The organism is Candidatus Margulisiibacteriota bacterium (assembly GCA_041650855.1).
Lineage (GTDB): Bacteria > Margulisbacteria > WOR-1 > O2-12-FULL-45-9 > XYB2-FULL-48-7 > JALOPZ01.
Genome location: JBAZKJ010000003.1, coordinates 25,971 through 47,922, shown reverse-complemented (window position 1 = coordinate 47,922; position 21,952 = coordinate 25,971). Strand labels below are relative to the sequence as shown.

The 21,952-nt window shown below is 59.8% G+C and carries 26 protein-coding genes; 6 read left to right on the top strand and 20 right to left on the bottom strand.

From position 1 onward, the window contains the following. The 3 genes from WC529_08510 to WC529_08500 all read right to left on the bottom strand — a co-directional run. On the bottom strand, window positions 1–386 hold a 386-nt coding region (locus tag WC529_08510; protein MFA5114317.1), incomplete at its 3' end, for a hypothetical protein. Between the two features lie 83 nt (window positions 387–469). Then, window positions 470–1,288, bottom strand: a complete 819-nt coding sequence (locus tag WC529_08505; protein MFA5114316.1) for a hypothetical protein — start codon at window positions 1,286–1,288, stop codon at window positions 470–472. Window positions 1,289–1,323: 35 nt separating this feature from the next. Then, window positions 1,324–1,944, bottom strand: coding sequence for an NAD(P)H-hydrate epimerase (locus tag WC529_08500; protein MFA5114315.1), 621 nt, complete (start codon window positions 1,942–1,944; stop codon window positions 1,324–1,326). 45 nt (window positions 1,945–1,989) lie between these two features. Here WC529_08500 and WC529_08495 point away from each other — a divergent pair, with 45 nt between their 5' ends. Continuing rightward, a complete protein-coding gene (locus WC529_08495; GenBank protein ID MFA5114314.1) occupies window positions 1,990–2,691 on the top strand; it encodes an SIMPL domain-containing protein in 702 nt (233 codons plus the stop codon). 80 nt (window positions 2,692–2,771) lie between these two features. Next, complete coding sequence (locus WC529_08490; protein ID MFA5114313.1) at window positions 2,772–3,293, top strand: peptidylprolyl isomerase; 522 nt, start codon at window positions 2,772–2,774, stop codon at window positions 3,291–3,293. On the opposite strand, the gene WC529_08485 is transcribed toward WC529_08490, so the two are convergent. From WC529_08485 to WC529_08415, 15 genes are read right to left on the bottom strand one after another with little or no spacing between them, the layout of a single operon-like run. Beyond that, a complete protein-coding gene (locus tag WC529_08485; GenBank protein ID MFA5114312.1) occupies window positions 3,290–3,670 on the bottom strand; it encodes an EscU/YscU/HrcU family type III secretion system export apparatus switch protein in 381 nt (126 codons plus the stop codon). The genes WC529_08490 and WC529_08485 overlap by 4 nt on opposite strands. Window positions 3,671–3,684: 14 nt before the next feature. Continuing rightward, window positions 3,685–4,974: a hypothetical protein gene (locus tag WC529_08480; GenBank protein ID MFA5114311.1), complete on the bottom strand. Its 1,290-nt coding sequence runs from the start codon at window positions 4,972–4,974 to the stop codon at window positions 3,685–3,687. 36 nt (window positions 4,975–5,010) lie between these two features. Beyond that, window positions 5,011–5,736: a 50S ribosomal protein L25 gene (locus WC529_08475; GenBank protein ID MFA5114310.1), complete on the bottom strand. Its 726-nt coding sequence runs from the start codon at window positions 5,734–5,736 to the stop codon at window positions 5,011–5,013. A 21-nt stretch (window positions 5,737–5,757) separates the two neighbouring features. Beyond that, the gene (gene mrdA / locus WC529_08470; GenBank protein ID MFA5114309.1) at window positions 5,758–7,503 is read right to left on the bottom strand and encodes a penicillin-binding protein 2; all 1,746 of its coding nucleotides are present in this window, start codon (window positions 7,501–7,503) and stop codon (window positions 5,758–5,760) included. Beyond that, complete coding sequence (locus WC529_08465) at window positions 7,490–7,969, bottom strand: hypothetical protein (GenBank protein MFA5114308.1); 480 nt, start codon at window positions 7,967–7,969, stop codon at window positions 7,490–7,492. Before WC529_08465 ends, mrdA begins: the two co-directional genes overlap by 14 nt. 1 nt (window position 7,970) lies before the next feature. Next, the gene (gene mreC / locus WC529_08460) at window positions 7,971–8,783 is read right to left on the bottom strand and encodes a rod shape-determining protein MreC (protein ID MFA5114307.1); all 813 of its coding nucleotides are present in this window, start codon (window positions 8,781–8,783) and stop codon (window positions 7,971–7,973) included. Then, the gene (locus WC529_08455) at window positions 8,780–9,823 is read right to left on the bottom strand and encodes a rod shape-determining protein (protein MFA5114306.1); all 1,044 of its coding nucleotides are present in this window, start codon (window positions 9,821–9,823) and stop codon (window positions 8,780–8,782) included. Before WC529_08455 ends, mreC begins: the two co-directional genes overlap by 4 nt. A gap of 21 nt (window positions 9,824–9,844) precedes the next feature. Further along, window positions 9,845–10,468: an SPOR domain-containing protein gene (locus tag WC529_08450; GenBank protein MFA5114305.1), complete on the bottom strand. Its 624-nt coding sequence runs from the start codon at window positions 10,466–10,468 to the stop codon at window positions 9,845–9,847. Between the two features lie 15 nt (window positions 10,469–10,483). Further along, the gene (locus WC529_08445; GenBank protein ID MFA5114304.1) at window positions 10,484–11,620 is read right to left on the bottom strand and encodes a folylpolyglutamate synthase/dihydrofolate synthase family protein; all 1,137 of its coding nucleotides are present in this window, start codon (window positions 11,618–11,620) and stop codon (window positions 10,484–10,486) included. After that, a complete protein-coding gene (locus WC529_08440) occupies window positions 11,620–12,204 on the bottom strand; it encodes a site-2 protease family protein (protein ID MFA5114303.1) in 585 nt (194 codons plus the stop codon). The genes WC529_08445 and WC529_08440 overlap by 1 nt, the downstream gene beginning before the upstream one ends. Before the next feature lie 14 nt (window positions 12,205–12,218). Next, window positions 12,219–13,094: a site-specific tyrosine recombinase XerD gene (gene xerD, locus WC529_08435; protein ID MFA5114302.1), complete on the bottom strand. Its 876-nt coding sequence runs from the start codon at window positions 13,092–13,094 to the stop codon at window positions 12,219–12,221. Next, window positions 13,095–13,640: an NUDIX hydrolase gene (locus tag WC529_08430; protein ID MFA5114301.1), complete on the bottom strand. Its 546-nt coding sequence runs from the start codon at window positions 13,638–13,640 to the stop codon at window positions 13,095–13,097. It lies immediately after the preceding gene. Continuing rightward, on the bottom strand, window positions 13,633–14,736 hold the full coding sequence (locus tag WC529_08425) for a M20/M25/M40 family metallo-hydrolase (GenBank protein MFA5114300.1): 1,104 nt from the start codon (window positions 14,734–14,736) through the stop codon (window positions 13,633–13,635). Before WC529_08425 ends, WC529_08430 begins: the two co-directional genes overlap by 8 nt. Then, complete coding sequence (thiL, locus tag WC529_08420; GenBank protein MFA5114299.1) at window positions 14,733–15,662, bottom strand: thiamine-phosphate kinase; 930 nt, start codon at window positions 15,660–15,662, stop codon at window positions 14,733–14,735. Before thiL ends, WC529_08425 begins: the two co-directional genes overlap by 4 nt. A gap of 21 nt (window positions 15,663–15,683) precedes the next feature. Next, window positions 15,684–16,295, bottom strand: a complete 612-nt coding sequence (locus tag WC529_08415; protein MFA5114298.1) for a hypothetical protein — start codon at window positions 16,293–16,295, stop codon at window positions 15,684–15,686. 81 nt (window positions 16,296–16,376) lie between these two features. Here WC529_08415 and WC529_08410 point away from each other — a divergent pair, with 81 nt between their 5' ends. From WC529_08410 to WC529_08400, 3 genes are all read left to right on the top strand, one after another. Then, window positions 16,377–17,630 carry a hypothetical protein gene (locus WC529_08410; protein MFA5114297.1) on the top strand — a complete coding sequence of 418 codons (1,254 nt, stop codon included), beginning with the start codon at window positions 16,377–16,379 and terminating at the stop codon, window positions 17,628–17,630. 173 nt (window positions 17,631–17,803) lie between these two features. Continuing rightward, window positions 17,804–18,100, top strand: a complete 297-nt coding sequence (locus WC529_08405; GenBank protein MFA5114296.1) for a 3D domain-containing protein — start codon at window positions 17,804–17,806, stop codon at window positions 18,098–18,100. A 75-nt stretch (window positions 18,101–18,175) separates the two neighbouring features. Beyond that, entirely contained in the window at window positions 18,176–19,195 is a 1,020-nt protein-coding gene (locus WC529_08400; protein ID MFA5114295.1) for a hypothetical protein, read from the top strand. On the opposite strand, the gene thiC is transcribed toward WC529_08400, so the two are convergent. Next, window positions 19,196–20,467 carry a phosphomethylpyrimidine synthase ThiC gene (gene thiC / locus WC529_08395; GenBank protein MFA5114294.1) on the bottom strand — a complete coding sequence of 424 codons (1,272 nt, stop codon included), beginning with the start codon at window positions 20,465–20,467 and terminating at the stop codon, window positions 19,196–19,198. Next, window positions 20,467–20,985 (bottom strand): TIGR00725 family protein, encoded by a 519-nt coding sequence (locus WC529_08390; GenBank protein ID MFA5114293.1) that lies wholly within the window; start codon window positions 20,983–20,985, stop codon window positions 20,467–20,469. The genes thiC and WC529_08390 overlap by 1 nt, the downstream gene beginning before the upstream one ends. Before the next feature lie 42 nt (window positions 20,986–21,027). Here WC529_08390 and rlmN point away from each other — a divergent pair, with 42 nt between their 5' ends. Next, window positions 21,028–21,951 (top strand): 23S rRNA (adenine(2503)-C(2))-methyltransferase RlmN, encoded by a 924-nt coding sequence (rlmN, locus tag WC529_08385; protein ID MFA5114292.1) that lies wholly within the window; start codon window positions 21,028–21,030, stop codon window positions 21,949–21,951. Window position 21,952: the final 1 nt, after the last annotated feature.

Here is a 21,952-nt window from a genome sequence, read left to right as displayed (position 1 = left end):
AGACCAACCATTGAGCCGAGGCCCACGAAGTCATCCAACACCAAGCTGTACATCGCACCGATGGAACCGGAGATCGAACCCTTGCCGGTATTGATATACGAACCGGTTAACAAGGTGTTCATCCCCATCCCGAACAGACCAGCGTTGGCCGGAGCCACAACTGGAGCCGGGGCGGGCGCTACTGGCGGTGGCGGTGGCGGAGCCGGTGCAACGGGAGCCGGCGCAGGCATAGCCTTTTTCACCGGTTTCTTCACGACTTTCTTCGCAACTTTCTTCTTGGCGACTTTCTTCTTGGCCACAACCTTCTTCGCCGTAGCTGCGTCAGCCGTGATCCCGAGACCGAGCACGAAAGCGATAACCACTAACATAGCAATAAATTTCTTCATTATATTTTTCACCTCCTTTTGCTGAAATTGTAGCAGTCTGGTCGTTTTTGTCAATGGGCATTTTGCCTATTTTGCTGCCTATTTTAGAACAGGGCCTTGCGGTAGCCGACCAGGACCGACGCCCCCTTGTGACTGGGGGAAAAACCGGTCCGTAAAATGGCGTAACCGAGCTCGCCGAAAACGATCCCGCCAAAGCCGTCGCTGACAATGCCGTAAGAGACTTGGCCGCCGACCGTTCCCGCTTTGCGGCCGGTCGTCATGGCCACATAGTTCAGGCCGACCGCCAGGTAGTTCTCCACCCCCGTGAACCAGCCGGGCGGAAAATTGAACATCAGGTCGCCGTTCACCGGCAGGAAGCGGCGGTCGGTCTCCCGGCTCTGGGCCAATCCGGCGGACAACCTTAACGAGGTGGTCGCCGGCCCGAAAATGAAACGGAACGGAACGCGCAGTTCGCCGAAGAACGCCGTGGTCCCGGCAAAAAATCCGCCGTACCCTCCCACTTCGTGCCGCAGGCCGCCGATCTTGATCTTGCCGGTCTCGCCGGCTTCCAGCGAAGAAACGCTCTCTTCAAGCCCCGCCTCGAGCGAAGCGAAAGTTTCCAGCGAACCCGGCGCGACCGGGGGGACGGCGGCCTTGACCGGGGGCTTGGCTTTCTTGGGGTAAAGTTTATTCTTGATCTGTTTGATCTTTTGCCGGTCCAGATCGAGCTTGTCCTGGATGTCGACCCGCAACCGCTTATTCTTGGCGACCTTGAGCTTGTTCTGGAGCCGGTTAACTTCCTTTTCCAGCTTGGCCAGCTCTTTCTTCTGCCGGACGATCTCTTTTTTCGTCAACGGCTGCGCCAAAACGGCGCCGCCGCCCAACAGACAGATTAACAACAATACAACGATCTTTCTGTTCATTATCCTACCCTGGACCAATATAATACCATTTTTTGTCAGCAATAGGCCAGGCCGATATCCCTGACAACCACTGCTCCGCAACAGGCCGGTCCGGCGTTAATCAGCAGGCCGTTTTTCACCGCCGCGAAGGTCACCGTCTTGTCCGCCCTGACCGCCGCCCCCAGGATCTCGCCGGTATCGGCGTTCAAGCCGGACGGGACGTCGACCGAGAGGACCGGCTTGCCCGCGCGGTTGATCGCTTCGATCATTGCCAGATAAGCCCCGGCGACCGGAGCGTTTAAACCGATCCCCAAGAGCGCGTCAATGATCAGGTCGCAGCCATCAGGCAGCTGCTTTGTCCAGTCCACCGGCGCCATTGCCCGCAATATTGCCAGATTGGTCCGGGCATCATTTTTCATTTTCGTTTGATCGCCGACAATTAGTACGGCCACGCTTTTGCCGGCGTTCAATAAATGCCGGGCGGCGACCAGGCCGTCGCCGCCGTTGTTGCCGATACCGCACACCACCACCGCTTGGCTCCCCTGCCCCAGCAGCTTAACGGCTTCTGCCGCCACGCTCCGGCCGGCATTCTCCATCAGCAGCAGCGACGGGATCCCGTACTGTTCCTGCGCGCGGCGGTCGAACTCCCGGGCCTCCCGCACGGAAATTGCTTTCATGGGAAAATTATACTATACTTCTGGTCTTGTCAGGAGGGAAAGAAAATGAAAAAGATCGTCCTCGTCGCTATCGGTTGCTGTTTGTGCCTCACCGCTGCCGCGGCTTTAGCGCCTGACGATCAGACCCTGTCGGTGACCGGCACCGGCGTCGTCCAGGTCGCGCCCGACACGGCCTACGTTAAACTGGCGGTGGAAGTGGTCAAGAAGACCGCGCAGGAAGCCCAAAGCGACAACGCAGCGACCATGGGCCGGATCGCGGCCGCCATCGTCAAGCTGGGGATCGCGAGCGATAAGGTCCAGACCGCCGGCTACTATATCTGGCCGGAGACCAAATACGAACAGAACCAGCCGCCGAAACTGGTCGGCTACCGCTGCACCAATGAACTGAGCGTCACGGTCGAGGACATGGCCAAAGTCTCCCGCGTGATCGACGCCAGCATCGGCGCCGGGGCCAACAGCGTGCGCGGCATCCAGTTCGCCCGGAAGAACGACGAGGAATTCAAGCGGCAGGCGCTCGACAAGGCGGTCAAGGACGCGGCCGCCAAAGCGCAGGCGGTCGCCGCCGCCGCCGGGCTGAAGCTGAAACGGATCAGGAACATCATTGAAAGCGGCGCGGTGCTGCCGGCGGGTAACGATTACGCCGGCCTGCGCGCCCTGGGCGGCGCCGGCGGGGCCGGCGAAACGCCGGTCAACCCCGGCCTGCTGGAGGTCCGCGGCAACGTCACGCTGACCTACAAAGTGGAATAATGACGAAAAAAGCTTTACTGTGCGCCGCCGCGCTGCTCGTCCTGACCGGCCCGATCATCGCCATGGGAGGTAAACCAAAAATGCCGGAAAAACTGTACGCCGTCTTCACGACCAGTCAAGGCCAGATCACCTGCCTGCTCTACCCGCGGCAGGCGCCGGAGACCGTCGCCAACTTCGTTGAGCTGGCCAAAGGGGAAAAAGAGTGGACCGATCCGCGCACCGGGGAAAATGTCAAAAAGCCGCTTTACGACGGGACGATCTTTCACCGGGTCATCCCTGATTTCATGGTCCAGGGCGGCGACCCGCTCGGCTTGGGGATCGGCGGACCGGGCTACAAATTTGCCGACGAGATCGCTCCCGACCTCCGTTTTGACCGCCCCGGCCGTTTGGCCATGGCGAACTCCGGCCCGGGCACCAACGGTTCCCAGTTCTTTATCACCGTGGGGCCGACCGAGTGGCTGAACGGCAATCACACGATCTTCGGCCAGGTCATAGAGGGACAGGAAGTCGTGGAAGCGATCACCCGGGTCAAAAGGGACCAGCGCGACCGGCCGGTCGAACCGGTGGCCCTGCAGCAGCTGACGATCAAAGAAGCGCTCTAAGGGCGGCGGGTCTCTTTTTCGGTTTCGCGGATCTTGGCGACCATCTGTTCCCGCTTGGCCGCCATCCGGTCCAGCTTGTAGACAAAAAATAAGACCTCCGCGACCAGGGTATAAAGCTCCGGCGGGATCTCCACATCGAGTTCCAGTTTGGCGAGCAACCCCGCCAGTTCCGGGTCCTCGTACATCGGGATCTTGTTCTCATCGGCGATGCGCAAGATCTCGTCGGCCACTACCCCCCGGCCGGAAGCGATCACCAGCGGCGCCTTGTCCTTGTCGACGTCATAGCGGATCGCCACCGCGGTCTTGCGCGACGGCTTTGTCTTAGCCTGATCGTCCGGCAACTCTTCGCCGGGGCCCATGATCCGTTCTTCAGCCATGCGGTTGCTCCTTCTTAAGCTTCAAGGTCGATCCTCTTCAGGATGCTCTCCAGCTGCGGCAGCATCGGGATCAGGTACGGTTTGACGTTGCACATCGCCGGGTCGACCTTCACCTGATAACCGGTGATCTGGTAGTTCTTGTTGGCCAGTTTATCCTGGAACATGCCGTACTCTTTGGCGATCATCGAACGGCCTTCTTCGCCGTACTCTTTTTCGTTGAAAATGAAAATAATGTAGACCTTGTTGTCTTTAACGATCATGGTGATGACCATTTTCCCCATGTTCTGGGTGTCCATCGCCATCACGACCTGGGTGTTGCGCGGGTCGACGGGCGACCCCTTGCCTTCCCCCTCTTTCTGGATCACGATCTCAAAGTTCTTTTCCGGCGTGGTCATAACGTTGGGGATCTGCTGGTAATGGTAATTGACCTCTTGCCGGCCGCCCTGCGACAGGATCGCCTGGGCGACCAGGTTTTGCAGGATGCCGTCGAGCTTGCCGCCCAGCTCGCTGATCGTTTGGGCCAGCGCCTTGGCTTCCGCGCCGCCGGCCGACGCTGATTTCTGCTGGATCCCCTGGAGGAGCGCTTTGAGGGCGCGCACGTCGTTGATCGTGTTGGCCTGGTTGAAGATCTTCTTGCCGCCGCTCAGCGATTTTTCCGAGATCGTCTGGAAAGTTTCGTCGAATTGCGAAATGATCGAGGCCAGCTGGGCGACCAGGGTGGAATTAAGCAGCGTCTTGCCCGCTCCCAGCGCGGAAGAAAGATTGCCCATCCCCTCCTTGAGCGCGGCGAATTGCGAGGCCAGCGCCGGGTTCTCGGCAAAATATTGCCCCAGGACCTTAACGGCCTGGGGCGAATCGATCCCTTTCATCAGGAGCATCAGCGCCGCTTCCTGCATCGGCTGCGACTTATCGGTCCCCTGGAGCATGGTCAGGACCTTCACAAAATTGGTGCGGGAGATCTCGACGCCGTTGCGCAGCATCAAGGAGGCGAGCTTGGTGTTGAAATCGGTCGGTTCGATCTGCTGCTGCAGCAGGTGGGAGCGGATATCCTCCACGGTCAGGGGCCGGGCGACCGTCGGAGCACCTTTGGCCGGGGCGCCGGTGCCGGTGGTCGCCGACGCGGTTTGGGCGGGCGCGGCTTCACTGGTCCGGGTTGGCGCCGTCTGGGTCGGTACGTTCTTGACGCTGCCGGGGGTTTGGGTTTGCTGGCTGCTGGAAACCGGGGTCGAAGAGGATTTCCCGGTAGGCCAGATTATCGGTTTGCCGGGATGAACACCGCCGCCTTCAGCTGAAAATTCAGACATACTACTATTTTATCGGATTTTGCCGAGAAAATCTTGCTATTTTTTCTCGGCTTTAGGGGCTTCGGCCTTTTCCTTGGCCGGGGCCGCGCCAGGCGCGGCCTTGTCCTTGACCTGTTCTTCCGCCACGGCCTTGGTCGCGTCACCCGCGGCGGCGACCTCTTCAGGGGTCGGGACCGGCGCGGCAATCTCTTCTTCCTTGGTCGGCGGCGAGCAATTGGCGATCATTTCGGACAGAGTGGTCAGGATCTTGACCTTGGCGGTCTTGGCCAGATCGGCAACGTGCAGCGAATCGTTGATCTTCAAGTCGGACACGTCGACCGTAAAATTGTCCGGGATGTCGGTCGGCAAGCACTCGACCTCGACCTCGCGCAGGCCGTGGACCAGCACACCGCCGCTCTCCTTGACCCCGATCGGGTTGCCGGTCAGCTCCACCCGGACCCGGGTCTTGATCGCCTCGTCCATGACGATGTGGCGAAAATCGATGTGGATAATGTCGTCGTTGAGCGGGTTGCGCTGGATCTGATGGGTCAGAACGGCTAAGTCCTTCCCCTTCTCCCCCGTCAGCTTCAGGGTGACGATGGCGTTCATCCCCGCTTCGGAACGGAGAATGTTCTTGACGAACAGTTTCCGGTCGACCACGATATTGAGCGGCTTGATCTTTTTGCCGTAAACGACCGCCGGGATCTGCCCCGCGGCGCGCAGCTTTTTCAGCTCTTTACCGGCCGTTTCGCGTTTTTTGCCTTCCAGTTCGATCTTTTCCATAACAGGGTAATTTTATCAGATTTATTCCGTTGTGTCAAAACTTTCTTCGGTCGCTATCCGGTTATCCCGGTACCAGGTCAGGATGTCGCGGGCGACGTAAGCCGCGGAGCGGTCGCCGTGCTCCCCGTGCTCGACAAAGGCGGCGATCGCGATCTGCGGGTCGTCGACCGGCGCGTAGCAGACGAACCAGGCGTGCGGCAGGCCGGGATTTTCCGCCGTACCGGTCTTGCCGGCCGCTTTTAGGCCGGGGATCTTGACGGCGATGCCGGTCGCCCGGTCCACTACCGCCTCCAGCGCTTTGCGGACCAGGGCCAGATTGACCGGGACCAACGGGACCGTCCCCTCCTCTACCGGCTCGGCCCGGTGCAGGACCTCGCCCTGGCGGTCGACGATCTGCGACACCACGTAAGGCCGCAGCCTTTTCCCGGTCGCGACCTCACCGTAGATCAGCGCCATTTGCAGCGGCGTGACCTGTAAAAATCCCTGGCCGATCCCGTAATTGAGGGAATCGCCTTCATACCACTGCTCGCCCCAGACCTGCTTCTTCCACGCCGAATCCGGGACCAGCCCCTTCTTTTCCTGCGGAAGGTCGATCCCGCTCCTTTCACCCAAACCATAACGCCGGGCATAATCCGCCAAACGATCCGGGCCTAAACGCTGCCCCAACTGGTAAAAAACGACGTCGCACGATTGGGTCAGGCCTTCTATCGCCGTGAGCCGGCCATGGCCGCTGGCTTTCCAGCAGCGGGCGATCCGGTTGTTGACCCGGTAATAACCGGGGCAGTAAAACGTCTCTTGCGGCTTGACCAAACCTTCCTGCAAGGCGGCCGTCAGGGTCACGACCTTGAACGTCGAGCCGGGGGGATAGATCGCCAGCGCCCGGTTCATGAACGGCTGGCGGCCGCCGGACAGCTGCCGCCAGCGGGCCTGGCCGATCGGCTCCAGAAAGATGTTCGGATCGTAACCGGGGCGGCTGGCCAGCGCCAGCACTTCGCCGCTGCGCGGATCGAGCACGACCACCGCGCCGACCCGGCCGCGCAGCGCCTCTTCCGCCGCCTGCTGCAGCTCCAGGTCGATGGTCAATTTCACGTCGGCGCCGGGGACCGGGTCCGACACTTCCAGCAGACGGGTCGGCGTGCCGTACACGTCGACCTCGATCTTCTTGCCGCCGTCGCGGCCGCGGATCAGCCGGTCGTACTCTCTTTCCACTCCGTCCTTGCCGAGCCAGTCGCCAAGCCGGTAGCCTTCCGCCTTGAGCCGGTTCAGCTCGGCGCTCTCGATCTCCCCGACATAGCCGAGCAAATGGGCGGCCAGTTCGCCGTAGGGATAAAAACGGACCGGCCGGACGCTGACCACTACCCCCTCCAGCGCCTGCTTGTTCTCTTCGATCCGGCAGGCGGTCTCGGGCTTGATGTTGTCCTTGATGATGATCGGCTTGTCGGAAGTGACCTTGAGCTCCAGCTTTTCGCCGAGCAGCGCGCCCAGCTTCGCCAGGACCGCCTGCTTCTTGGCCTGGTCTTTCGAGGCCAGGAGCTGCGGCATGACCTGGACGGAAAAGACCGGGCGGTTCTCGACCAGGACCGCACCGCTCCGGTCGTAGATCACGCCGCGGGCGGCCGGCGCCGGGATATTGCGGGCCGCGTTCTCGTCGGCGATCTTGCGGTACTTATCGCCTTCGATGACCTGCAGCTGGAGCAGCCGCCCGACCAGCAGAATAAAGATCAGGCCAAAGGCCAGGGCCAGCGGATGCCATTTACCGGTCGGCATTGGCCAGCTCCTTGAGCAGCGGGAAAAGCAGCGGCACCAGCAAGAGGTTGTAGATCGTGCCGGCAACCAGTTTGATCGCCGCGTAAGCCAGGCTGACCTGCCGGTCAAGCAGCAGCGTCATGACCAGCAGTTCCGCCAGCAGGTACAAAGGGGAGATCACCATGACCAGGAGAGCGGCCAGCGCGTACTCGTCGCCCATGAATTCCGCCTTGAAATTGGAGATCACGGCGCTGATCAGGATCTTCAGGACCATGTTCCAGTATCCGCCGCGGGCGTACAGGTCCTGGCCAAAAGCCAGAACGGCGGCGAACACGGTCGCCGGCGTCTCCTGCCCCAGCACGGAATAAATGATGACCGCCACCAACACCAGGTCGGGCGTGACGCCGAGAAAGCTCAACCGCGGCAGGATAACGTGCTGGGCGATCAGGATGCCCAGGACCAGAACGAGGTATTTCAGGCCGCGCATCTTAGAAGACCAGAAAGACGGTGTCCAAACGACCGAGTTCGACCGCCGGTTTGACCGCGATCCGGTAGAAAAGATCGGCATCGGCTTTGGTAGCGCTGGTCACGGTCCCGAGCGGGATACCGGCCGGAAAAATACTAGAGACAGCGGCGGTCACGATCCGGTCGCCGGCCTGAACGTCGCCGCCGGTGCCGATATATCTCAGGTAGAGGGTGTCGGGCGAATATCCTTCGATCACGCCCAGATCGCGGCTGCGCTGGTCAACGGCCGCCACCGCGCTGAGCGGGTCGCTGATCAACAGGACTTTGGCGCTCAGTTCGGCCACTTCACTGACCCGGCCGACCAGCCCGGCCTGGGCCACGACCGGCATGTTCACCCGAACGCCCGACCGGCGTCCCCGCCCGATCTCGAGCACGCCCGGCCACGGAGAGCCGCTCCGGCCGACGACCGGCACAGCCAGCAGTTTGCCGCCGAACCGGGCGCTCCGGACCAGCCCCAGCTCGTCCCTTAAACGGTCGTTCTCGCCCTGTAACTCGGCCAGGACCCCCAACTGGGCTTCTTGCCGCGCCACCCGCTCTTTTAAGCCGGTATTCTCCGCCGCCAGGCGGCGCAGGTTCAACAGCTCGCCCGGCAAACCGACGCCGAAATGCCAGACCGCGCTGGCCGAATATTGGAAAGGATAAAGCGCGGCAGAAAAAAGCGAACGGGCGGTTTGCACCCTGGGAAGCGACAGATAGGTGAGCCCCAGCGCCAGGATGATCAGCGCCGCGGCGAGCCCGTAAGAACGTTTCTGGCGAAAAGGCCGGTATCTGGTCACAGACTGCTTTTCGGCATGATCAGCACCTTTTTCAAGATGTCGATCTCTTCCAGGATCTTTCCGGTACCGTAAGCGACGCAAGAGATCGGGTCATCGACCACGTAGACCGACATGTCGGTTTCCTGGGCGAGATATTTGTCCAGGCCGCGCAGCAGCGAGCCGCCGCCGGCCATCACGATGCCGCGGTCCATGATGTCGGCCGCCAGCTCCGGCGGCGTCTTTTCCAGCGTCATGCGGACGGCGTCGACCACCGTCGCCACCGGTTCGGCCAGCGCGTCCCGGATCTCGGACGAGGTCAGCGTCAAGGTCTTGGGCAGGCCGGTCACCAGGTCGCGGCCGCGGACCTCGATCGTCTTTTCTTCGGGGAGCGGATAAGCGGAGCCGATATCGATCTTGATCTGCTCGGCGGTCCGTTCGCCGATCAGGAGGTTATAGTTCTTGCGGCAGTGGGCGACGATCGCTTCGTCCATCTCGTCGCCGGCGACCCGGATCGACTTGGAGACGACGATCCCGCCGAGCGCCAGGACGGCGACCTCGGTGGTGCCGCCGCCGATGTCGACGATCATGCTGCCCTGCGCTTCGGAGACCGGCAGGTTCGCCCCGATCGCCGCCGCCATCGGCTCTTCCACCAGGTAAGCTTCGCGCGCGCCGGCGTGCATCGCCGCGTCGAGCACGGCCCGCTTCTCCACGCCGGTAATGCCGGACGGGACGCCGACCACGATCCGCGGTCGGACAAAGGCCGAGCGGTTGTGGCTCTTGTTGATGAAGTGGCGGAGCATCATTTCGGTGATCTCGAAATCGGCGATCACGCCGTCGCGCATCGGCCGGACGGCGACGATGTTGGCCGGCGTGCGGCCGAGCATCCCTTTGGCTTCGTTGCCGAAAGCCAGCGGGCGGTTGTTATCTTTGTTGATGGCGACGACCGACGGTTCGCACAGGATGATCCCCTCGCCCCGCGCGAAGACCAGCGTCGTGGCGGTGCCAAGGTCGATCCCCAGATCACGCGAAAATTGTCCGAAAATCAGGTCATAAAGCGACATGAAAAATTTCCCCCTTTAACGTTACTCGAAGATCACTTGCGGCTTGAAGCCCTTAGTAATAAGCTGCTGACGCAGCGCTTCGGCCTGTTTTTTTAACCGGAACGCGCCGGCCTGGACCCGCCAGCCCCCGTTCGCCTTGCGGACAAAAACGTCGCAACCGGCCGCCCTGACCCGTTCGGCCAGGTCGCCGGCCAGGGCCTTATCGACGAACCAGCCGGCCTGGACCTTGTAGTAACCTTGGCCGGCGGTACTCCGGGCCGGGACAGGTTTAACCGCCCTGGCCGGGCGGCAAGCGACCGTCGTTTTTTTGGCCGGCGGTTTCGCTTTGCCCGTTGTTTTCTTCCGCGCTTCGGCGGAAACGGCCGCCTGCAGCCGCTGCAGCGCCTTGATTGAATCGGGCGTTTCCGGGACCGGCGCCGCGATCTTCGGCGGGCCCGGCATTTTCTTGACCGGCATCAGGATCCGCCGGCCGAGCTGGAAGCTGACCCAAAAACTGGCGAGCACGACCAGCAAGAGCAGCAGGAAAGTTAAAGCGTTCTTGAGCAGGCCGGCCAGGCCGCCCTCTCTTGGCGGTTCGCTCTCCGGTGTTGGCTCTTCCCTGGGCGGTTGCGGGACAGGATTGATGTTCAGATATTCCTCGGCCATCTCGGAATTATTCTACTATGCCCCACCCTTACGGTCAAGGAGCTTTAAGGCGTCACCCGCCAGGAAAAGCGACCCGGCAATGACCCGGTCGCGGCCGGCGGTCTGCCGCAGCGCCTGGGCCAATTTGACCGAGCCCTGATTGGCCGCGTTCTGGTGCGAGGAGTGCGTCTGTACGATCCGGCCGGCGACCGGCTTAAGCAAGCTGAGCATCGAGGCCGCGTCCTTGTCCGACTGCGTGCCGATGATAAAAGTGAATTTGCGCCCCGGATATTGCGCCTGCAAAGTGGCGACCAGGGTCGCCACTCCGGCCGGATTGTGGGCGCCGTCGACGATCGTCAGCGGCTTCTTGCTGACCACCTGGAACCGGGCCGGCCAAACAACGCTCTCCAGGCCGCGCCCGACCGCCTCTTTGCCGACATTGATCCCGGCCAGACGGACCGCGACCACCGCGCAGGCGGCGTTGGTCTTCTGGTGTTCGCCGATCAGGGCGCTGCGCAATCCCGCCTGCTGGCTGCCGACCTGGATCAGCAGACTGTGCTTCTTTTCCGCCTGGTGCTTGATCACTTTCAGCGCTTCCGGCTTGGTCTCGGCGGTAATGACCGGCACGCCGGGCTTGATGATCGCCGCTTTTTCCACGGCGATCTTCGCCAGTGTCTTCCCCAGCACCGCGGTATGCTCCAGGTCGATGTTGGTAATGACGCAGATCAGCGGCGTCACCACGTTGGTCGCGTCGAGCCGCCCCCCCATGCCGACCTCCACTACCGCGTAATCGACTTTTTCCTGGGCGAAATACCAGAACGCCAGCGCGGTCAACGCCTCGAAGACCGTCGGCCGTTCTCCCATCCCCTCTTCCGCCTGCTCGACGAGGGATAATCCTTTTTTAAAGTCTTTGCCCGGGATGTCTTTGCCGTTGACCTTGATCCGCTCGTTATATTTTATCAGGTGCGGCGAAGTGTACAGTCCGACCTTATGGCCGGCGGCCTGCAGGATGGAAGCGATCATCGCGCAGGTCGACCCCTTGCCGTTCGTCCCGGCGACATGAATAGTTTTTAATGTCCGTTGCGGGTTGTCCAACCGGTCGAGCAGCCGCTCGATCCGTTCCAGGCCGAGGTTGATCCCGAACTTCTCCAGCGCGGCGAGATATTTATCCATCAGACCAGCAGCCGGTAAAGGAATTCGACGATCGCGATCAACAGCGGCGAACCGAAGAAAATAATGGCAACGAGCAAAAGGAACCCGTACTGCTGCAGCCGGTAATACGACTCCAGCTGGTAAGGCGGCAGGAAGTATTCCAGCACGTGCGAACCGTCGAGCGGCGGGACCGGGATCAGGTTAAAAACGGCCAGCGCCAGGTTGATCCAGATCGCGTAACTAAGCAGGTAGGCTAGCAAACCGGTCGCTGGGAACGGCAGGCTCCTCATGATGATCGCCAGGACCCAGGCAAACAAAAAGTTGGACGCCGGGCCGGCTAAACTGACCAACAGACTTCCCTGCCGGGGATCGCGGAAATTATAAGGGTTGATCGGCACCGGCTTCGCCCAGCCGAAACGGACGATGACCAGCATGAGCAGGCCGATCGGGTCGAGATGGGCGATCGGGTTCAGGGTCAACCGGCCGGCCAGCCGCGGCGTCGGGTCACCCAAGCGGTCGGCCACGAACGCGTGCGCAAATTCGTGGACCGTGATCACCACCAGCAAGATCGGCAATGAGAACAGCAAGAATGTCAGGTCTAACATGTTTCCCCCATTTCCTAAGCCCGCGGGTGAGCTTTCGCGTACATTTTTTTCAGCCGTTCGCGCGAAACCGACGTGTAGATCTGCGTCGTGGCGATGTCGGAATGGCCGAGCATCTCCTGGACCGAGCGCAGGTCCGCCCCCTTCTCCAAGAGATGCGTGGCAAAAGAATGGCGCAAGGTGTGCGGCGAGGTCTGCTCTTTCAAACCGAGCGCGTGGACGATCTTCTTGACGACCCCCCAGAGGCCGGAGCGGCTCAGGCGTTGCCCATTTTTATCCAGGAACAGCGCTTCCTTGTCCTTTTGCGGCAACTTGGGCCGGCCGTTCTCCAGATATTCTTTCAAGGAACCGAGCGCCGCCCGACCGACCGGGACCACCCGTTCTTTCGACCCTTTGCCGAAACAGCGGACGAACGAAACGTCAAAATTAATATCGGACAGGTTGAGCGCGATGATCTCCGAAGCGCGCATCCCGGTCGCGTAGAGCAGCTCGAGCAAGGCGGCGTTGCGCATATTGAGCGGCGTCTTCCCTCTGGCCGCCATCAGCATTTTGACCGTATCGCCCATGCTCAGCGCTTTGGGGAGTCGCTTCGCTTTCTTGGGCAAGCTGAAGTCGATCGTCGGGTCTTCTTTGGACAGGCCCTCCCCCTGGGCAAAGTGGAAGAACGACTTCAGGCTGGCCATTTTCCGCTCGATCGTGGCGGCCGAAAAAGCTTCGGCATTGAGGTGATCGATATAATTCTTGACGTCCGCCCGCGCGATCTGGTCCGGTCTCTTCCTTTTGACAAATTTGGCGAATTGCTCCAGATCGAGACGGTAGGAATCGGTCGTATTTTTGGAGTACCCCCGTTCGATCTGCAGGTAATCGAGGAACGCCTTGGCTGCCTCTTTCATTTACAACTCCCCTTTGAGGAAACGATCGGCGATCACGATGCCGATGATCGTCTTGTTGTCCCGGACCTTGCCGGCCTTGAGCAGGTCAAGGCAGGAAGAGACCTTGATCAGCTCCGGCTCGACGAACTCGTCTTCGTCGGGCGCCGGCGGCCGCCGCTCAAAGCCGGTCGCCAGAAAGAATTCGATCAGCTCGTTGGAATAGCCGGGCGAGGAATATCCCTCCCAGACCTTGCGGACGTTTTTGGCATGGTAACCGGTCTCTTCCGCCAGTTCGCGGCGGGCCGACTCTGCGCGCTTTTCCCCCTTATGCGGGACCCCGGCCGGGATCTCCAAAAGGACTTCACCGGTCGGCGTCCGGAACTGCCGGACCAGGACCAGCTCTTTGTTCTCCGTCACGGCGACGATCGCGACCGCCCCGGGATGTTCCACGATCTCGCGGGTCGTTTCCAAACCGCTCGGCACCTGCACCGTGTCGACCCGGACGCCGAGCAAGCGGCCGTCAAAGACCCGTTTCGTCCCGATCTTCTTTTCCGCTAATTTATCCATGGTGCGCTCCGGTGATAATGGCCAAGAGGAGCTCGGTCCCGCGGACAAAAGCGCGGACGACCAGTTCTTCCTGGGTCGTGTGCAAATGCCGCGCGCCGACCCCCAGGACGACGGTCGGCACCCCGACCGCGTTAAATATATTGGCGTCGGAGCCGCCCCCGCTCGGTTTGATCAGCGGCGTTAAACGCTGCTTTTTCATCCCGGCCAATACGGCCTGCACTACCGGGCTGTCCGGTTTAACGGCAAAAGAGCGGTACAGCCGTTCGGTCTTCAGCTTGAGCCGGGCGCCGTGCCGGCGGCAAGCCTGCCGGAGCTGCCCGGTCATCTGCTTGACCTGGCGGCGCAGTTTGGCCGGATCATGGCTCCGGGCCTCGCCCCTGATCTCCACCTCGTCCGGGATGATGTTGGTCGCCTTGCCCCCCTTGATCACGCCGATGTTCGCCGTCGTCTCGCGGTCGATCCGGCCGATCTTCATTTTGGCGATCGCTTCGCTGGCGACCCTGATCGCGTTGACCCCCGCTTCCGGATGGACGCCGGCGTGAGCGGCCTGGCCGATGATCAGCGCGGTCAAATTGACCTGGGAGGGAGCTTGGTTCAAGATCTTATTGATCGCTCCGCCGTCCAAAGCGAACCCATAGTCGGCCTTAAGCGCTTTGACCGGCAAAGCTTTCGCTCCGACCAGCCCGATCTCTTCGGCAACCGTAAAAATGATCTGCAGCGGCGGGTGTGCCAGCTTTTTCCGCTTAATGGTCCGGAGCACTTCCAGGATCGCCGCGACCCCGGCTTTATTGTCCGCTCCCAGTACGGTCGTGCCGTCGGAGCGGATAACGCCGTTCCGCTCGCGCGGCTTAATGTTCTTGCCGGGCGAAACGGTGTCAAGGTGGGCATTGAGCATGATCGTCGGCCCCCGACCAGGCAGGGACGCCAGTAGACTGCCGGTATCGCCGCCGCTGGGTCTGCCGACCTGGGTAGACCTGATCCCCAGCCGCCGCAATTCCCGCTGGACGTAACGGACGACGTTCGCTTCGCGCAGCGACAAGCTGTCGATCCGGACCAGTTTATTAAAGGTCTTGACCAGCCGTTTTTTGTTGATCATTGGCCGAAGTGCTCGTAACCGCCGGAACGCGGCTCTTTTATTTTACCACGCCGGTCGACCAACTTGACCCCTGCCCGCCGGCCGACGATCTCGCCGACCACTTTATATTGCAGTTTTTTAGTTTTTGGTTTGACGGTAAATACCAATTCGTACTCTTCCCCGCCGTAGAGCGCCTGGTCCAGGGTCGCCCCCGGCGCGATCGGCACCTGGGCCGTAAAGATCCGCGCGCCGACCTTACTTGCCTTGCAGATCTCCAGCACCGAACGGACCAGCCCGTCGGAGCTGTCGATCATTGACGTAGCTAGTTTCGCTTTGGCGATCGCTCCAGCTTCCCGGTACCGGGTACCGGGTACCGGGCGCCGGATGGAGTATCCCTTGGAAGCCGGACCGCCGAATTTACCAGTCACGCAAATAAGGTCCCCAACCTTGGCGGTCGAACGCAGGATCAGTTTATTCTTTTCCACCTCGCCAAGCAGAGTTATTGAGATAACAAGGGCTTTCGGTGAAGCGACCGTGTCGCCGCCGACAATGTCGATCCGGTTTTTCCTGGCCAGCGAGTTAAGCCCGCGGTAAAGATCGTCGACCGCTTTAACGTTCATGGTCGGCGGCAATCCGACCGTGACCAGCGCATGCGTCGGCCATCCCCCCATCGCCGCGATGTCGGAGATATTGGCCGCCAGCGCCTTTTGGCCCAGGGCAAAGAAAGAGAGCCCTTTTCTCTGGAAATGAACGCCCTCAACAAGCGCATCCGTGGTAATGAGTTGGTATTTGTCTTTTTTGTTTTTATTTGGAAGTTTGAGGTTGGATGTTTGAAGTTGTAATACGGCACAATCATCGCCAATGCCGACAATAGTGCCGGGCAGTTTTGGTTCGTGTTTAGCGAGGCGTTCAATGAGGCCGAATTCACCAAGTTGCGTTAGTTTCACGCCCTTGATTATAGCACAGAATTAGTGGACGGTATTTCCGGGAAGCAGGGAAGCGATCAGGCTGTCGACCGACATATGCCACTGCAGGAAGACGTTCAATTTGCTCCGGCCGTTGAACTTGCCGAGCGGCTCGCCGTCAAAATAGAGCGCCGAATTATACTGGCGTTCAACGGCCATTTGCCGCAAAGCGTCGCAAAACCGGTTATAGGGGTTGATCGCGTACTGGTATTTATCGAGGTCGAACCCGGAAATGCCGATCGCGTCCAGCGGCAGGTGGAACTCCAGGTCGACAAACCGCCGGGTATTGAACCGGCAGATCTGGGCAAAAAGATTAGGCAGCTGGTTATTGATGCTGCCGCCCACCAGAATGAACCGGTTGCCGAGCGGCGTCGCCTGGAAATCGACCTGATGCTCGGGATCGTAAACGTGGCGCTGGATCTTGTCCGGGGCGTACGGTTCCGGGCGCTGCATGTCGGCCGTATGCAGGAAGGACCACCAGGTACTGACCGGCAGCTGTGAATCCCTGATCTGGGCGATCCGCTCCTGTTCCGGCGGCCGGCAGCGGGTATTGGCGTGGATCGAGGCCAGGACCAACCGGCCGGTATTGACTTTGGGCGTTGTTCTAACGACCATCGTTTCTTTTTCTTGATTTTCTCCTGCAGATTTCAATAATTTTTGAAATATCTTCCTTTTTTTGCCGATAATATAGAGAGAATGCCACTATCACGACTTAACGCTATCCAATTTGGCTCGACCGTCTACCAGGTCAGGGGCAAGACCGGAATTAACGGCGGGCTCCCTTTTTCCGTTCTGATCTCTCCCCGGGCAAGCGTTCCTCTGGCCAAGGTAGAAAAAATGCTCGGCCTGATGGCCGCCGCCCTGGGCAAGACCCCTTATTACTCTTACTTGAAAACCAAACAGGTCCAGATCTGGGTCGTGACCAAGTCCGACCTAAGGCAGTTGGGTTATGTTCGGGAAAGAAATCCGCGCAACTACGATTACGCCTCCCCGGAACTGACCACGTCTCTTTTACCGGAGGGTGTCTATGAACCATTCTATAACGCCGTGTTACTGGAAGAGAGTACGGTGGAAAAGAACTTGGCTGCCGGCAATGCCAGCCTGCTCGTTCACGAGCTGCTGCATGGTTACTCGACCGTGATCAGAGAATCCGGCCCGGGGTTGACGGTCGTCAAAAGCGGGATAATGAAGACCCGCCTAGAGAACAGCCGGCAAACGAACGAACACCGGTACTTGAACGAAGGGATAACCGAATACCTGCGGGTCCAGACCGGCGGGGTTCCGCCCATAGGCCTGTACCGCGAACTTTTTGACGCGGCCGAGATCCTGGCTTCTCAATTGGGAGGGAGAACGCTTAGCGACGCCTATTTTCGTAACGACCCGGCGATCATCAGCGCACCTTTCGACCTGGTGCACGGGCCCGGGTCTTTCGCCGAGCTAAGCCAGCTGGCGGATTACGCCGGCAGTCTCGACCGGACAAGCCAGGATATAAAAATGTTGCTCGGCCACGCCCGCTACGGCCAGGTCTTTCAAACCATGCTGGACTGGGGTTATTCGCCGGAGAGCATGCGGCGGGCGCCGCGGCAACTCTCTCCCGCCGAATTACCGCCCGCACTGCGAACGGCGATCGGCAGCAACAAGATGCTGGTCTACACCAACTTGACCCCCCGGGAGTTGGCGATCTTTACCAGGAACCTTGGCGACCAAACCAAACACGTTGCCAGCGGGAATGAGTTTTCCTTCGCTCATTTTCGCCATCTACCAGCTATCCTGGCAGATGAGTTCCAGAACGGCCGGCAACTGGTCACGATCCGCTATTCGCTTGACTATAATCAGCAGCCCTGGGCAAAGCTGGATACCGGGGGGATCAAACCGGAGTGGCTCGGCTCCTTGGTCCATCTGGGGAAAATTCGCGAAGGTCGCTTCCTCTGTGACATTCTCTTAACCTAGTTTTTGTCATTTTTACGCATTATTTTGCCTAGTTATCTCGATATATAGGTATGAGGAAACTCTATAAGGATCGTACCATATACAGTACAGCGTTGATCTCTTTTTTACTGATATTATGCTTATTTTCTATTAGCGCTCTCATCAGGCCCAGAGGAGTACCCCTGGGTTATAAGGTGGTTAGCAGGGGAATAATCGTCGCTTCGGCTTATAATTCACTCCCCGGCCAAACCGACAGCAGCCCTTGGATCACCGCTTCCGGGACCCGTTGCCGCGAGGGGGTCATTGCTTCTAACCACTTCCCGATCGGCACCAAGCTGCTGATCGAAGGTTATAAAGGAAAAGTCTTTGTCGTGGAAGACCGGATGAACAAAAGATACGGCAAGAAGATCGATATCTGGTTCCGCGATTACGACGACGCGGTCAATTTCGGCGTCCGCAAAGTCAAGTACTCCGTCCTTAAGTCAGCATAATCTTCATCGCCCGCCTGCGGCGAACAAGCGCAAAACCCCTGAAATCCTAGACGCCGGCCGGCGATATGATGTGGTATGAACACCGCGTTATACCTCGGCGGCAACCGCCGGATCAGACGGCCGTTCCGGCTGGTCCTGAACCCGCTGCACGCCGGGAGCGAGGCCAGAACCTTGATCAGCAGCCGGGCCGTGGCACAAGCACCCGCCCGGATCTTTGACGTCAACTGGAAAGGCGTGCAGCATGAGAACCGGAGCACCGTGCCGCCGCACATTTTTCTCCGCAGTCAACAGGCGGTAACGCTGAAAGTTTTCATCGCCCCTTCGGAGCTCGACGCGCTCGCCGACCATTTTCAACTGCCGGCCAATGTGGTTCGCGGCGCTTTTTTCACCGGCAAGGAAAAAGGCGTCTTCAGCAAGAGAAAAGAACTGACCCTGTCGCCGCGCTGGCAAGAACTTTGCGATCCCGCCTGGCAGGACGCGCTCCTGGGGTGGATCGCCGACCGGAACGGCCTGCCGGAGATCAGCGAGATCGGCCAATGGCATATCCCCTTCCGGAAATGCGTCATTCTGCCGGGCTTGACCGGCATGGCGACCATGAACAACGCCAACCGCACCGGACGATACGGCGTCCGCTTTGAGCAATTCGGCCCGGTCAAGCGCGCCCTCCTCGACCACGGCAACGGGACCACCAATATTTATGAATTGGTTTTCGACCCGGCAACCGGCCGCGATCAAATGACCTCCATCAGTTGCGTCAAGTTCATCAAGAACGGCCCGGTCGGAGACTTTAACCGTGCCACTTTCCGCGGTTTGTTCGGCCTCCGGCCGCTCATTACGACCTATGAATGTTCCAAACGGGCGGGCAGGCATTGTCTTGATTTTTGCGAGGTTGACGGGCTCAGGTTTTTTGCCCGGCATTCCCTGGTCGTCCTGGAAGACAAACAGATGTACTATTTTCGGTTCACCAGGGATGGTTCTTGTTTGACGATCGAATGCTATCTCGATCCGGAATACAGCCAGTTGCATGGCCGGAAAAATCTCTCGCTCCACGAAGGTTGCCCGAGAAACGAAGGTTTTTCCCTGGAAAAGCCTTAACTACTTCAGCGCCGCCGAGGAGATCTTCATCGCGCAGAATTCGCCGCACATCGTGCAAGTGTCGCCGGTCGCGTGTCGCGAGTTACGGGTCCTTTTACCGTGGATCGCTTTCGCTTTAACCGGATCGATCGCCAGCGCGATCTGCTTTCCCCAGTTCAACGCTTTCCGCGCCTGCGACATCTTTCTATCCCACTCCCTAGCACCTGGCACCTTTTTCACTATATCGGCGCAATGGCCGGCGATGCGCGAAGCGATGACCCCTTCTTTAACATCGGCCGGGGTCGGCAGGCCGAGATGCTCGGTCGGGGTAACGTAACAGAGGAAGTCTGCCCCGGACACGGCCGCCAGCGTCCCGCCGATCGCCGCGGTAATATGATCGTAGCCGGGGGCAACGTCGGTCGGCAGCGGCCCCAGGACGTAGAACGGCGCACCATGGCAGAGCTTTTTTTCCAGCTTCATCTGGCCGGCGATCTGGTCGTAAGGAACATGGCCGGGCCCTTCGATAATTACTTGCACCCCGGCTTTCCACGCCCGTTTTGTTAAGTCGCCCAGGATCTTGAGTTCCTCGATCTGGGCCGCGTCGCCCGCGTCAATGATCGAGCCGGGCCGCATCCCGTCGCCGAGCGACAGGGTAATGTCATATTCGCGGGCGATCTCGAGCAGCCAGTCGTAATCTTCATAAAAGGGATTTTCCTCGCCCGTTTCCACGATCCATTTCATCATTGCCGCCCCGCCCCGGCTAACGACCTCCATCAACCGCGGCTTTTTCCGCAGCTGTTCGATCGACCGTTTGGTCACGCCGCAGTGGATCGTCATGAAGTCGACCCCTTCTTTGGCCTGCTCCTCCACGACCGCGAACATTCCGCCCGCGGTCATCCGCCGATCGACCATCGCCTGGTAGATCGGCACGGTGCCGAGCGGGACCGGACAGGCCTTAAGTATCTGTTTCCTGATCGCCCTGATATCGCCGCCGGTCGACAGGTCCATCACGGCGTCGGTTTTGGCGTCGAGCGCGGCCTTGAGTTTCTTTAGTTCTTCCTTGACGCGGGGATAATCGGCGGAGGTGCCGATGTTGGCGTTAACTTTGGTCTTCAGGCCCTGGCCGATGCCGACCGCTCTGACATTTTTATGCCGGGGATTAAAGGGGATGGCGATCGTGCCGCGGGCGACTCCCGCGCGGATCTCCGCCGGTTTGCGCCCTTCGTCGCGCGCGACCTTGGCCATTTGCGGGGTAACGCTCCCCTTGAGGGCTGACTGGCGCTGGGTGGTCATTACTTCCTGAATTCGCTCGGCTCTTCCAGCGGCTTGGCTTCGCGGGCCAGCTTCAAGGCCAGGACGACCGCTTCCTTGGCGGTGTTAACGCGGTGGACCTCTTTGTCCATCTGGCCGTTATGATTGATCATCTGCCAGGTATTTAGTCCGACGACCGGGATCTTATAGCCGAGGGCGAAACCGATCTCCGACAGGGTTCCGTAATGGCCGCCGACCGCGATCACCGCGTGCCCGCTCTTCACGACCAGTTTGTTCCGCGCGTAGCCGATGCCGGTGATGATCGGGTAATCGATGTACGGATTACCGTCTTCCCGCCGGCTCCCCGGCAGGATGCCGATCGTCGTGCCGCCGGCGCTCTTGGCCCCTTTGCATGACGATTCCATCACCCCTTTTAAGCCGCCGCTCACCAGCACGGCGCCCGCTTTGGCGATCTCCACCCCGACCTCTTCAGCCAGTTTGGCGATCTCCGGGGAAGCGTGGCTTTCGCCGATAACCGCGATAAATATTTTTTTGTCCATGGGTTTATTATAACACACCGGAGCGAGGTGTATAATGCCACCATGATCGAACTTTCCTTAGCTGAATTGATCGCTGCCGGCCTCAAGCCGGTCAAAGCTAAAACGCTGTTCCGTTCCTGCCACCAACTGTTCGACTTCCCCTCCCCATTAACGATCGAACAAGTCGAAGCTGAAGCTAAGGTCAAAAAAGTCCGCTTCCGCCTGGCCGACGGCTTAGCCGGCGAGTCGGTCTACATGGACCAGGGGCCGGACAAGAAATTCGTTTGCGTCTCTTCGCAGGTCGGCTGCCCGATCGGCTGCCGCTTTTGCGCCACCGGCCGGATGGGCTTCAAGCGCAATTTGACGGTTAGCGAGATCGTCGCCCAGGTTTATCATTTTGCTAAAGAGGAGAAGATATCCAATCTCGTTTTCATGGGGATGGGCGAACCATTTCTTAATTATGGGCAGGTGCTAAAAGCGATCGGCCTGCTCAACAGCGAGCTCGGCCAGAATATCGCCGCCCGCAAGATCGTCGTCTCTACTATCGGAATCGTCACCGGCATCAAACAGTTCGGTTCCGAACTGCAGAAACTAAAGCTCGCTTGGTCGCTGGCCGCACCGGATGACAAGCTTCGCCGTCAGCTCGTCCCCTATCCCACCTTACCCAGCATTGCAGAAACGATCAACGCCATTAATGACTACCAGCAGAAGACCAAACAGCGGGTGACAATAGAATACGTCCTCTTAAAGGGGGTTAACAACAGCCCGGAACAGTTAACAGAACTTGACCGGCTGGCCAGAACGATCGACAGCCATATCAATTTGATCGAATACAACCCATCACCGGGGCTCGACTTCGCGGCCGGCGATGTCGACCGGGCCCGCTTGCTCCTGAAAAAGCGCAAAGCCAACGTCACGGTCCGCCGCAGTCTGGGCAAGGAGATCGCCGCCGCCTGTGGCCAGCTCGGCTCAGTTATGATAAAATAAG

Bases quoted from the DNA above. Each gene is read 5' to 3' on its own strand.
- WC529_08445 (MFA5114304.1), bottom strand. From the start codon at position 11,620: ATGGATAAATATCTCGCCGCGCTGGAGAAGTTCGGGATCAACCTCGGC.
- WC529_08450 (MFA5114305.1), bottom strand. From the start codon at position 10,468: ATGGCCGAGGAATATCTGAACATCAATCCTGTCCCGCAACCGCCCAGG.
- WC529_08415 (MFA5114298.1), bottom strand. From the start codon at position 16,295: ATGGTCGTTAGAACAACGCCCAAAGTCAATACCGGCCGGTTGGTCCTG.
- WC529_08500 (MFA5114315.1), bottom strand. From the start codon at position 1,944: ATGAAAGCAATTTCCGTGCGGGAGGCCCGGGAGTTCGACCGCCGCGCG.
- WC529_08505 (MFA5114316.1), bottom strand. From the start codon at position 1,288: ATGAACAGAAAGATCGTTGTATTGTTGTTAATCTGTCTGTTGGGCGGC.
- WC529_08400 (MFA5114295.1), top strand. From the start codon at position 18,176: ATGAACACCGCGTTATACCTCGGCGGCAACCGCCGGATCAGACGGCCG.
- thiC (MFA5114294.1), bottom strand. From the start codon at position 20,467: ATGACCACCCAGCGCCAGTCAGCCCTCAAGGGGAGCGTTACCCCGCAA.
- WC529_08430 (MFA5114301.1), bottom strand. From the start codon at position 13,640: ATGGATAAATTAGCGGAAAAGAAGATCGGGACGAAACGGGTCTTTGAC.
- xerD (MFA5114302.1), bottom strand. From the start codon at position 13,094: ATGAAAGAGGCAGCCAAGGCGTTCCTCGATTACCTGCAGATCGAACGG.
- WC529_08390 (MFA5114293.1), bottom strand. From the start codon at position 20,985: ATGGACAAAAAAATATTTATCGCGGTTATCGGCGAAAGCCACGCTTCC.
- WC529_08465 (MFA5114308.1), bottom strand. From the start codon at position 7,969: ATGCGCGGCCTGAAATACCTCGTTCTGGTCCTGGGCATCCTGATCGCC.
- rlmN (MFA5114292.1), top strand. From the start codon at position 21,028: ATGATCGAACTTTCCTTAGCTGAATTGATCGCTGCCGGCCTCAAGCCG.
- WC529_08455 (MFA5114306.1), bottom strand. From the start codon at position 9,823: ATGTCGCTTTATGACCTGATTTTCGGACAATTTTCGCGTGATCTGGGG.
- WC529_08495 (MFA5114314.1), top strand. From the start codon at position 1,990: ATGAAAAAGATCGTCCTCGTCGCTATCGGTTGCTGTTTGTGCCTCACC.
- WC529_08485 (MFA5114312.1), bottom strand. From the start codon at position 3,670: ATGGCTGAAGAACGGATCATGGGCCCCGGCGAAGAGTTGCCGGACGAT.
- WC529_08490 (MFA5114313.1), top strand. From the start codon at position 2,772: ATGCCGGAAAAACTGTACGCCGTCTTCACGACCAGTCAAGGCCAGATC.
- WC529_08425 (MFA5114300.1), bottom strand. From the start codon at position 14,736: ATGATCAACAAAAAACGGCTGGTCAAGACCTTTAATAAACTGGTCCGG.
- WC529_08475 (MFA5114310.1), bottom strand. From the start codon at position 5,736: ATGGAAAAGATCGAACTGGAAGGCAAAAAACGCGAAACGGCCGGTAAA.
- WC529_08480 (MFA5114311.1), bottom strand. From the start codon at position 4,974: ATGTCTGAATTTTCAGCTGAAGGCGGCGGTGTTCATCCCGGCAAACCG.
- mrdA (MFA5114309.1), bottom strand. From the start codon at position 7,503: ATGCCGACCGGTAAATGGCATCCGCTGGCCCTGGCCTTTGGCCTGATC.
- WC529_08410 (MFA5114297.1), top strand. From the start codon at position 16,377: ATGCCACTATCACGACTTAACGCTATCCAATTTGGCTCGACCGTCTAC.
- WC529_08440 (MFA5114303.1), bottom strand. From the start codon at position 12,204: ATGTTAGACCTGACATTCTTGCTGTTCTCATTGCCGATCTTGCTGGTG.